Source organism: Falsiroseomonas oryziterrae, from assembly GCF_021864505.1.
In the GTDB taxonomy this organism is placed as follows: domain Bacteria; phylum Pseudomonadota; class Alphaproteobacteria; order Acetobacterales; family Acetobacteraceae; genus Falsiroseomonas; species Falsiroseomonas oryziterrae.
Window position 1 is genome coordinate 1 of record NZ_JAKJIB010000261.1, and the last position, 6,095, is coordinate 6,095.

General features: G+C 72.4%; 7 protein-coding genes. 1 reads left to right on the plus strand and 6 read right to left on the minus strand.

The annotated features are described in order from the left end of the window. A partial coding sequence (locus L2I40_RS17480) for a LysR substrate-binding domain-containing protein (RefSeq protein ID WP_237216474.1) occupies positions 1 to 781 on the plus strand: 781 nt, incomplete at its 5' end. 49 nt (positions 782 to 830) lie between these two features. Here L2I40_RS17480 and L2I40_RS17485 read toward each other — a convergent pair. From L2I40_RS17485 to L2I40_RS17510, 6 genes are all read right to left on the minus strand, one after another. Continuing rightward, the gene (locus L2I40_RS17485) at positions 831 to 1,076 is read right to left on the minus strand and encodes a hypothetical protein (protein ID WP_237216475.1); all 246 of its coding nucleotides are present in this window, start codon (positions 1,074 to 1,076) and stop codon (positions 831 to 833) included. A 289-nt stretch (positions 1,077 to 1,365) separates the two neighbouring features. Continuing rightward, positions 1,366 to 2,343: a tripartite tricarboxylate transporter substrate binding protein gene (locus L2I40_RS17490; RefSeq protein ID WP_237216476.1), complete on the minus strand. Its 978-nt coding sequence runs from the start codon at positions 2,341 to 2,343 to the stop codon at positions 1,366 to 1,368. 20 nt (positions 2,344 to 2,363) lie between these two features. Continuing rightward, the gene (locus L2I40_RS17495; RefSeq protein ID WP_237216477.1) at positions 2,364 to 3,533 is read right to left on the minus strand and encodes a mandelate racemase/muconate lactonizing enzyme family protein; all 1,170 of its coding nucleotides are present in this window, start codon (positions 3,531 to 3,533) and stop codon (positions 2,364 to 2,366) included. After that, positions 3,530 to 4,357: an SDR family NAD(P)-dependent oxidoreductase gene (locus tag L2I40_RS17500; RefSeq protein WP_237216478.1), complete on the minus strand. Its 828-nt coding sequence runs from the start codon at positions 4,355 to 4,357 to the stop codon at positions 3,530 to 3,532. Before L2I40_RS17500 ends, L2I40_RS17495 begins: the two co-directional genes overlap by 4 nt. Further along, a complete protein-coding gene (locus L2I40_RS17505) occupies positions 4,354 to 5,193 on the minus strand; it encodes a carbohydrate ABC transporter permease (RefSeq protein WP_237216479.1) in 840 nt (279 codons plus the stop codon). The genes L2I40_RS17500 and L2I40_RS17505 overlap by 4 nt, the downstream gene beginning before the upstream one ends. A 4-nt stretch (positions 5,194 to 5,197) precedes the next feature. Next, positions 5,198 to 6,095, minus strand: an 898-nt coding sequence (locus L2I40_RS17510; RefSeq protein WP_237216480.1) for a carbohydrate ABC transporter permease, incomplete at its 5' end; no start/stop codon positions are given.

Genomic DNA, 6,095 nt, shown 5'->3' on the forward strand with positions numbered 1-6,095 from the left:
GCTGCTGCGCGATCCGCTGCTGGCGCGCGGCAGCCAGGGCCTGGTGCCGTCGCCGGCCGCGCTTGCGCTGCAGCCCGCGCTGAAGCGCCTGCTGGGCGAGGCGGCGGACCTCGTCGCGCAGCGGCGCTTCGACCCCGCGACCTGGCGCGGCCAGGTCGGCATCGCCGCGACCGACCACCAGACCATCCTGCTGCTGCCGCGCCTGGTGCGCCGCGTCTCCCGCGAGGCGCCGCTGCTCGAGGTGCGGGTCGTGCCCTTCCTCGCCAGCATGCTGGACGATCTGCGCGACGGGCGGCTCGCGCTCACCTTCGGCATCCTCGGGCAGGCGCTGCCGCCGGGGCTGCGGCGCGAGGCTCTCTATCGCGACGACTTCGTCACGCTGCTGCGCGCCGGCCATCCCGCGCTCGCGGAGTGGAGCCTCGAGCGCTTCGTCGCGCTCGACCACGTGCTGGTCACCGTGCTCGGCGACGGGCGCGGCGCGATGGACGAGGCGCTGCGGGAGCGCGGGCTGGCCCGGCACGTGGCGCTGCGCCTGCCGCATTTCTACGCCGCCATGGCGGTGGTGGCGGAGAGCGACCTGGTGGTCACGCTGCCGCGCTCCATCGCGATCCGCCATGGCGCGGCGCTCGGGCTGGTGGCGCTGGAGCCGCCGCTGGCGCTGCCATCCTTCACCGCCTCGGTGATCTGGCCGGAGGTGCTGGATGCCGATCCGGGCAACACCTGGCTGCGCGCCCTGGTGCGGGAGGAAGCGCGCGGGATCGCCGGCACCACGCCGCTGTAGCGCGCGGCGTCACGGCGGCAACCTCACCGCAGCAGCGGCAGCGAACCGGTCAGCGATCGCATCCACGCTGGCGCCCGGGGAGGCCGAGCCTTTCGAGTGACTCGGCGGCGAAGTCGCAGCCCGCCTCGTCGGCGCGCAGGAGGGGAAAGGGCCGCCTGCCGCCGACTGTGAAGGAGTGCTCGGCGGCGTCAGCGAGCGAGACCTCGTCCAGCCGCGCGATCGCCGCGTCGGAACCGATTCCGATCGCCGCCGCCGTATTGGCCGGCAGGCCGGGCGGCGGCGCCGGGTCGAGCACCAGCGCGACGCGTCTCAGATGGTCACCGTGATGTATTGGCATCGTCGGTTGCGCGTCCCCGCATCCCTAAATCCCGGTACTCCTCGACGGGCGCCTGGACGGCCGGTCCCAACCCGGAGAGCGGCCGTTCTGATCGACGCCTTCTCCGCCGTGGCTAGCGCTAACCGCCCCTGACCATCTGGTTCCGATCGGCGCGGGCTCCAGTCAGCTCGGCTGGCGGGGCAGCTGCTGCCGAACTCCATCCAACCACGACATGCAGCCTGCGGGCAGGGACGCCGCGCGCGGCCCTTCAGGTGTCGCCCTTGATTCCGAGTTCGCCGACCAGCGCGACATAGCGGGCCTGCTCGGCTCGCATGAACGCGGTGAGCTCCTCGGGCGTCCCGGGCGCCGGCTCCGCGCCGAGCAGCGCGAGCCTCTCGCGGACCTCAGCGCTGGCGAGGATCTCCCGCGCGGCGGCATTGATCGCGGCGATGGCCGCTTGCGGCGTGCCCGCGGGCGCGAGCAGGCATCCCCAGGAGGTCGCGCCGTAGCCGACGAAGCCACCCTCCGCGACCGTCGGCGTGTCCGGCAGCAGGCGCGAGCGCTGGGGTGCGGCCTGCGCGATCATGCGCAGCGTGCCGGCCTGGACGTGGGGCTGCACGGCGGCGAAGGCGTCGAACATCATCTGCGTGCGCCCAGCCAGCAGGTCGGCATGTGCGGCGGTCGAGCCGCGATAGGGCACGTGCTCCATCTCGACCCCCGCGCGCCTCAGCAGGTCGGCGGCGAAGATGTGCGGGTTCGAGCCGTTGCCTGAGGAGGCGTAGGCTGCCCGGCCGCCCTGCGCGCGCGCCCACGCGATGAACTCCTGCACGCTGCGCGCAGGGTGGCTGGCCGGCACCACCATCACGATCTGCACATGCGCTGTCAGGGTGATGGGCGCGAAGTCGGCGATCGGGTCGAAGGGCAGCGTCGGGAACAGCGCGCGGTTGACCACATGGGAGGAGGCGACGAGCGCCAGTGTGTGCCCGTCCGCCGGCGCCTTTGCCACCGCGTCGGTACCGATGATGCCGGACGCGCCGGCGCGGTTCTCCACCACGCTGGGCTGGCCGAGCGGCCCGCGCAGCCGGTCCGCGATCAGCCGCGCCGTGATGTCGGAGGCGCCGCCGGCGGTGTAGGGCACGATGATGCGGATCGGCCGCGCCGCGCTCCAGCCTGTCTGGGCGCGCGCGAGCGCGGGCGCGGCGAGTGCTGCTGCAAGCAGCGTGCGGCGCCCGATGCGTTGCGTCATGGCCTTGTCCTCCCGTTGCGTCAGTAGGCTGGCTTGACCGGGAACCAGCCCGGCCGGCGCTCGTCCAGGTAGGCGCCCTCGATCCGGTCCACCGCGTATCGCTCCAACAGGGCGGCCTCCACGGTGACACCGAGGCCCGGGCCGGTGGGCACGGCGAAGCAGCCGTCCTGTAGCGCGAAGCGTTCCGTGACGATGTCGCCGGAGAGATGCGCGTATTCGGTGTCGATCGCGATGGTCATGTTCGGGATCGCGGCGGCGAGGTGCAGGTAGGCCGCCTGGGACAGACCGAGCTCCCCGCCCGAATGCAGCGTGACCGGGATGCCGACGCCCTCGCAGATCGCGGCCTGCTTGACCACCTGCCACAGCCCGCCCGCCTCGTGCGGATCGAGCAGGATCACATCCGCGGCCTCGGCCCGCACGATGTTGGCGATGTCCGACAGCGTGTAGGCGGTCTCGTCCAGCGCGATGGGCACGGGCTGGCTGCGGCGCAGCAGCGCGTGGCCGGCCAGGTCGTCCAGCTCCAGCGGCTGCTCGATGTATTGCAGGTCGAAGCGGCGCAGGCGTTCGAGCATCCGCTTCGCCGTGCCGGGCGTCCAGGCGCCGTTGACGTCGGCGCGCAGCGGCAGATCCGGGCCGATCACCTCGCGCACCGCCCGCACCAGCGCGATGTCGGTCGCTTCCGACATGCCGATCTTCACCTTGAAGCTGCGATGGCCGCGCGCGAGGTAGGCGCGCGCCGCCTCCGCCGCCGCGGCCGGATCGGCGGCGAGGATGTAGGCTGCCATCTCCGCCTTCTCGCGCCAGCGCCCGCCCCAGAGGCGGTGCAGCGGCTGGCCGCAGGCGCGGCCGAAGGCGTCCCACATCGCCATCTCCACCGCGCAGATCGCCATCACCGCGGCCCGCTTGTGGTGGTAGTAGCCGGCGCCGAGGACATGGCGGTGCAGCGCCTCCGCCTGGTCCACCGTCTTGGTCAGCGCGATGGGCAGCACGACGCGCTCCAGCACGGCCGGAATGGCGTCGAGCAGGCAGATCGTCTCGCCCCAGCCGACGGTGCCGTCGGCGGTGATCAGCCGCACGACCAGCCGCGTCGCGCCGCTGCGGCGGCCGGAGGCCCATTCCATCTCGGTGTTGAAGGGCATGCGCAGCATCCATTGCCGCGCCTCGACGATCTGCAGCGGATCGGCGGTCATGGCGTGTCCTTGAAGCCGAGCGGCGGGCGACCTGTCCAGGCGCGGATGCGCGGGCTGACCACGGCGGCGCCTGCGATGGCCGTCATCCCGCCATCCACCGGCAGGTCGACGCCGGTGATGAAATCCGCCGCGTCGCTCGCCAGGAACAGCGCGGCATGGGCGACGTCGTCCGGGTGCCCGAGCCGGCCGCGCGGATAGGCCTCGGTCATGAGCCGCACATCCTCCGCATCCAGCCGCGCGGCGAAGGCCTCCGTCACGATCAGCCCGGGCGAGAGCGCGTTCACGCGGATGCTGTGCGGCCCGCATTCCACCGCCAGCTGGCGCGTCAGCGCATGGATCCCGCCCTTGGTCGCGGCATAGGCGGCGACGCAGGGATGCCCGACCATCGCGTTGACGGAGGCCATATTCACGATCGCGCCGCCGCGGCCATGCGCGCGCATGGCGCGCACCGCCTCCCGCGCCAAGCGGAAGGTGGAGGAGAGGTTGACCTCGAGCGCGGCCTGCAGGTCGGCATCGCCCGTGTCGAGCAGCGGCCGCACGGTGGTGACGCCGGCATTGTTCACCAGCACGTCCGGCCCGCCGCGCGCGATGGCCGGCGCGAGGATGCGCTGCGGCGCGTCGGCGTCGGTGACGTCGGCCGCGACCGCGATCGCGCCGTCCAGCGTCGCGAGGCCGGCAGGGTCCTTGTCCGCCGCAATCACAGTGGCGCCCGCGCGCAGGAACAGCGCCGCGATGGCGCGCCCGATCCCGGCCGCGGCGCCGGTCACCACGCAGACCTTGCCGGCGAGGACGCCCTCCACCGGGGCAGTGGAAGCGCGCCTCATCCCTTCACCGCCCCGGCCGTCAGCCCCTGCACGAACCAGCGCTGCACCAGTGCGAAGACCAGCACCACCGGCAGCGAGGCGACGAGCGAGGCCGCCATCGCCGCCCCCCAGTCCTGCCGCATCTCGCCGAGTTGCGACATGAGCAGCCCGGGGCCCACCGTGCGCAGCCCCGGCGAGGTCACGAGCGTCATTGCATAGAGCAGGTCGTTCCAGGCCCACATGAAGGCATAGAGCGCGACGGTGACGAGGCCCGGGACCGAGACCGGCAGCACCACGCGCAGCAGGATCCCGATCTCCGACGCGCCGTCGATCCGCGCGGCCTCCATCAGCTCCTCCGGCAGGCGCACGAAGTAGGAGAACATCATGTAGGTGCCGGTCGGGAGCGCGAAGACGATGTAGGCGAGCACCAGGCCGAGCCGCGTGTCCAGCAGCCCCGCCGCCTGCAGCAGCGGGTAGAGCGAGATCAGCAGCACCGCGAAGGGGAACATCTGCGCCGAGATCATCAGCGCCATCAGCGCCTTACGCCCGCGGTAGCGGAACCGCGCGAAGGAATGCGCGGCCAAGACCGCCAGCACCGTCGTCAGCAGCGCCGCCCCGCCCGCCGTGACGAGCGAGTTGAAGAGCCAGAGCGGCAGGTCGCCCTGCGCCAGCACGCCGCGGAAATTCTCGAGCGTCGGCGCCTCTGGCAGCAGCGAGGGGAAGCGGACGAAGACCTCGGCCTGCGGCTTGAAGGCCGTCGAGACCATCCAGAAGACCGGGAAGCCCAGGAAGGCCGCGAGGCCGAGGAAGCCGAAGGCGAAGATGCCGCGCGCGGCACGGGAGGTGAGGTCCAGCACGGCGTCACGCCTCCCGCATCACGCTGCGCAGACGCAGGAAAGCCGGCCCGAGGATGGTCAGGAACCACACCACGCCGACCGCCGCGGCAAGCCCCAAATTCCAGGACTGGAAGGCCTGTCGCTGCACTTCCACCGACATCACGGTGGTCGCGCGCACCGGGCCGCCGCCCGTCATCGCGTAGATCACGTCGAACTGCTGCAGGTTGCCGAGCGCGCCGAGCACCAGCAGCACCGCGATGGTCGGGCGCAGATGCGGCCAGGCGACGTGGCGCAGCACGTGCCAATTGGTGGCGCCGTCGATGCGCGCAGCCTCCACCTGCTCCTTCGGCAGGCCCTGCAGCCCGGCGAGCAGGAAGGCGGTGAAGAGCGGGATGGAAAGCCAGGTCTTGGCCGCCACGATGCCGGCCATCGCGCCTTCTGGCGTGGCCAGCCAGGCGACGGGGTCCGCCAGCAGGCCGAGCTTCAGCAGCACGGCGTTGAGCAGCCCGTACTGCCCGTTCAGCAGCCAGGCCCAGAGGAAGGCGACCACCGTGCTCGGCAGCACCCAGGGCAGCAGCGAGAGCGCGCGCACCAGCGTGCGGCCGCGGAAGCTCTCGTTCAGGATAAGTGCCCAGGCGAAGCCGAGCAGGAAGGTGAAGGCCGTGGTCAGCACCACGAACACCACCGTGACCAGCCAAGTGCCGAGGATGGTCCCGTCCTCGAGCAACTGACGGAAATTCGCCAGCCCGACGAAGACCGGCTCCGGCGTCATCAGCGTGTCCTCGTGGAAGGCGCGCCGGAGGCTGTCGAGGAAGGGCCAGAGGATGATCGCGCAGAACACCGCCATCGCCGGCAGCGCCAGCAGCAGGCCGAAGCGCGCCTGGCGCCGCGCCAGGCCGCCCGGCCGCGGCGCGGCGCGCGGC